Origin of the sequence: Maribacter sp. (genome assembly GCF_039968975.1) — a bacterium.
In the GTDB taxonomy this organism is placed as follows: Bacteria; Bacteroidota; Bacteroidia; order Flavobacteriales; family Flavobacteriaceae; genus Maribacter.
Genome location: NZ_JBDVOT010000215.1, coordinates 1 through 3,955, shown reverse-complemented (window position 1 = coordinate 3,955; position 3,955 = coordinate 1). Strand labels below are relative to the sequence as shown.

At 35.6% G+C, this 3,955-nt stretch carries 5 protein-coding genes; 4 read left to right on the top strand and 1 reads right to left on the bottom strand.

Annotation, left to right across the window (positions count from 1 at the left end):
- Nucleotides 1–306, bottom strand: a 306-nt coding sequence (locus ABJI11_RS14320) for a PfkB family carbohydrate kinase (RefSeq protein ID WP_348353627.1), incomplete at its 3' end; no start/stop codon positions are given.
- Nucleotides 307–491: 185 nt separating this feature from the next.
- Between ABJI11_RS14320 and ABJI11_RS14315 the strand changes: the two genes are divergently transcribed.
- The 4 genes from ABJI11_RS14315 to ABJI11_RS14300 form a co-directional block, all read left to right on the top strand.
- Nucleotides 492–1,628, top strand: a complete 1,137-nt coding sequence (locus ABJI11_RS14315; protein WP_348353624.1) for an SPFH domain-containing protein — start codon at nt 492–494, stop codon at nt 1,626–1,628.
- A gap of 38 nt (nt 1,629–1,666) precedes the next feature.
- The gene (locus ABJI11_RS14310; protein ID WP_348353621.1) at nt 1,667–2,749 is read left to right on the top strand and encodes a DNA helicase PriA; all 1,083 of its coding nucleotides are present in this window, start codon (nt 1,667–1,669) and stop codon (nt 2,747–2,749) included.
- Nucleotides 2,746–3,480 carry a metallophosphoesterase family protein gene (locus tag ABJI11_RS14305; protein WP_348353618.1) on the top strand — a complete coding sequence of 245 codons (735 nt, stop codon included), beginning with the start codon at nt 2,746–2,748 and terminating at the stop codon, nt 3,478–3,480. Before ABJI11_RS14310 ends, ABJI11_RS14305 begins: the two co-directional genes overlap by 4 nt.
- A 63-nt stretch (nt 3,481–3,543) precedes the next feature.
- On the top strand, nt 3,544–3,955 hold a 412-nt coding region (locus ABJI11_RS14300; protein WP_348353615.1), incomplete at its 3' end, for an acyl-ACP desaturase.

Sequence of the window (3,955 nt, the reverse complement as noted above, 5' to 3'; positions counted from 1 at the left end):
AAAGTCTCGTTCACCATCTTTATCAATAGAAACAAAAGCTAAAGTTGTAAACGTATCACATTTTTGGGCAAAAGAAATATCAACTTTTTCATTTTCAAGAATACGAAGTAAAAAAGTGCCAAAGGGGTCATCGCCCACGGCACCAACGAAAAGGCTGTCACCACCTAGTTTGCTAATTGCGCAGGCTACATTGGCTGGTGCACCACCTGCTTTTTTAGAAAATTCTTTTGCTTTCGATAAATCTTTACCTTGATTTTCAGCAACAAAATCAATTAGCAACTCTCCAATACAGAATACCTTTTTCATAGATCTAAAAAGAAAATTAGGAAGTCTAAGTTAATTAGAAAATACACCTACTTCCTAAATAATCTTAAGTAAATATTAAATTATAAAGGTTCACATATTATTTTTATGATTTAATACCCTAGGTATTTTGGGTCTATTACTGAATTGCATATCTTGAATTACACATTTTAAAACATATACTGACCATGAGCATATTTGATGAGATTAAGAAAAAGTTAAGCCACGAGTTTATTGATATTATTGAATGGTTAGATAATACTGACGATACTATAGTATATCGTTTTGAACGTTATCAAAACGAAATAAAGAACAATGCCCAGTTAATTGTAAGAGAAGGGCAGATCGCAGTTTTTATCAACGAGGGTCAGTTGGCAGATGTTTTTAAGCCGGGCACATATACTTTAAATACTCAGAACCTACCCATTTTAACGACTTTGAAAGGTTGGAAATATGGATTTGATAGTCCGTTTAAAGCTGAGGTGTATTTTGTAAATACACGTTTGTTTACCGATGAAAAATGGGGTACTAAAAATCCGTTCATGTTAAGTGATGACAGATTTGGTTTGGTAGAAATTCGTGCTTTTGGTACGTATAGTTTTAGGGTTAATGATCCAGGTAAGTTTGTTGTAGATGTTGTAGGAACCGATGGTAATTTTACAAGCTACGAGGTAAATGAGCATTTAAAAAGCTTAATTGTAACCCGTTTTACAGATACGGTGGGCGAGGCTAATTTACCTATTGAGTTGTATGCAGCTAACACAAGTGAACTATCTGAGACTTGCCAAGTAGTAATGCAGCCAGAATTTAATAGGATAGGTATAGAGCTAGAGAAATTCTACATTGAAAATGTTTCAATGCCAGAAGAGCTTAAAAAGGAAATATTTGAATACAGCCGATTAGATAAGTTGGACATGGGCAAATTAGCTCAGTTCAAAGCAGCCAAGGCAATGGAGTTGGCTGCAAAAAATGAAGGTGGAACAGCCGGTGCCGGTATGGGCATGGGTATGGGTTTTGTATTGGCACAACAAATGGGTGGCTTAATGGGGCAACCATCGGCACAGCCCTTAGGTGGTCAGGCAACGCAGCAAACACAGGCGCCACCGCCAATACCTGCACAAATAACCTATTTCTATGCAGTAAACGGCCAACAATTAGGTCCTGTTACTTATGATAAGCTAAAAGAATTATTTGCTAGTAGAACAATTAATAGAGATTCGTTGATATGGAAACAAGGTATGCCTAATTGGACCGCATTAAAAGAGATAGAGGAGTTAAAATCTTTCTTGGGCGGTAATACACCACCACCATTACCAACAGCATAATCTTAAGCAATACCTTTTTAAGGTAAGGGATACTTTCTATGGATGATATTCAACAATCGGAATATAAAAAAGCATGTGCCAATTGTGGTGCTGAGCTAAAGTTTAAGCCAGGTTCACATCAATTGACATGTGAGTACTGCGGGTATGAGGAGTTTATTGAGGCATCTAAAACTAGTTTTGAAGAGTTAGAACTGGAGCACTACTTAAAAATTGTTGGTGAAAATGCCTATACCGAAACTATAGAGCTATTGCATTGTAAAAATTGCGGCGCCAACCAGCATGTAGAGGAAAACTACAAATCGCTTAACTGTGTGTATTGTAGCGAACCCTTAATACGAGAAGATGTTGAGAAAGAAGGTTGGATATTGCCTGGAGCCTTGGTTCCGTTTCAGTTGGATGCTACTAAGGCACAAGCAATATTTAAAGCTTGGGTAGATAAAATTTGGTTTGCTCCTGATAATTTGAAAAAAGCTGCTCTTGATCCAGAAGGATTACATGGGTTGTATGTGCCATATTGGACTTTTGATGCTAACCTTTTTGCATCATACCAAGGGCAGCGAGGAGATTATTACTATGAAACACAGACCTATAACAGTAATAAGGCAAGAAGAACTAGACGTGTTAGAAAAACCAAATGGACATATGCCTCTGGCAGAGTAGATGGTTTTGTGGATGATATTTTAATAAGTGCATCAAAAAAGAAACGAAAAGAAATACCGTCTAAAGTTGCCTTTTGGAATTTAAAAGACTTGGTAGCTTTTAACTCTAAATATTTATCTGGTTTTGTAACTGAAAAATATACAGTCTCTTTAAAAGAAGGGCACCATAAATCTTTTCAAGAGGCTAAGAATATTGCCTATAATTGGATTAAAAGAGATATAGGTGGTGACACCCAAAGGGTGGCAAACGCAGATATTAAATTATCAAATGAGAAGTTTAAGCATATTTTACTACCCATATATCTAAGTTCATATAGGTATGATGGTAAAGAATTCAATTTTTATATAAATGGGCAGTCTGGCGTATTGAGTGGAAATAGACCATACTCGTTCTGGAAAATATTCTTTTTAGTGATTTTTATCCTTGCCATGATAACCATAATTGCGATTTTTGTTAAATGAGTACAAAAAGAACATTGGTTGTAGGTGATATTCATTCAGGGTTACAAGCTCTAAAGCAAGTACTTGAAAAAGCAGCTATAACTGAAGAGGATACTATAATTTTTTTAGGAGATTATATTGATGGATGGAGCGAAGCTGTTGAAACTATAAACTATCTAATACAACTAAAGGAAAAGTTCAATTGTATATATCTAAGGGGTAATCATGATGAACTTTGTTATGATTGGTTAACCGGTAAGGCAGACAACCCAACATGGTTTATGCATGGTGGCGAGGCAACTTCAAATTCTTATGGCAGAGCTTCTCAGGAGACAAAAGATAGGCACATGAAGTTTTATGAAAGCTTGGAGAACTATTATTTAGACTCAGAAAACAGATTGTTTTTACATGCAGGTTTTACCAATTTAAAAGGTATAGAGCATGAATATTTTAAAAAGACCTTTTATTGGGATCGCACGTTATGGGAACTTGCACTTTCTTTAAACCAAGATTTGGATAAAGACCATATGCATTACCCAAAGCGATTGAAAAATTATTCTGAAATTTACATAGGGCATACTCCTGTTACCCGAATAGGCAAAACAACGCCGCAAAATGCGGCAAATGTTTGGAACATAGATACAGGTGCAGCCTTTAAAGGACCTTTAACTGTCTTTAATGCAGATACAAAAGAATATTGGCAGAGTGATCCAGTATATACCTTTTATCCTGATGAAACGGGCAGAAACTAAGAAAACCGTTAACTTTACTAAAAAATAGATTGTTATTTTGGCAATCATTGAAAAAACTAAACTATGTCTACTAAAAATATAAGATTAGAAGTGATGCAGGCTTTAGAGCCTAAAGTAGAAAGTTTCATGGAGTCTTTCCTTATAAAACCAGAGGATATATGGCAACCAACAGATTTTTTACCAGATTCTGAAAAAGATACATTTTTACAGGAAGTAAAAGATATTCGTGAAGAGTCTAAAGACTTGGGTTACGATTTTTGGGTTACTATGGTAGCAGATACCATTACCGAAGAAGCATTGCCAACGTATGAATCTTGGTTAATGGATGTTGTTGGTATTGATCAACATGGTGACTATAAAACAAATGGTTGGGCTAAATGGGTTCGTGCTTGGACGGCAGAAGAAAATAGACATGGAGATGTGTTAAACAAATATCTTTATTTATCTGGAAGGGTAAATATGAGGGAAATTGAAA